The 206-nt window shown below is 71.4% G+C and carries 1 pseudogene; it reads right to left on the reverse strand.

Features of this window, described 5'->3' with window-relative positions:
• Nucleotides 1-206, reverse strand: a pseudogene (locus BST38_RS28895) (HNH endonuclease signature motif containing protein); the annotation flags it as partial.

Genomic DNA, 206 nt, shown 5'->3' on the forward strand with positions numbered 1-206 from the left:
TGGGTGATCCGATACGCCGCGGCGATCTCGGCGGTCACCGCGGCCTGGGGATCGACCCACCAGTGCAGCCGCTCGGCCGGGGCGAGGTCCACACGGCGGGTGAACAACTCGGCCATCACCGCCAACTTGCGTGCGCACACCGCGTTCTCGGCCCGACTCGCCGCCCGGGCCGCATCAATCAGGTCGGCATCGGAGAGCCCGCCAAG

Origin of the sequence: Mycolicibacterium parafortuitum (genome assembly GCF_002086815.1) — a bacterium.
GTDB classification, from domain to species: Bacteria; Actinomycetota; Actinomycetes; order Mycobacteriales; family Mycobacteriaceae; genus Mycobacterium; species Mycobacterium parafortuitum.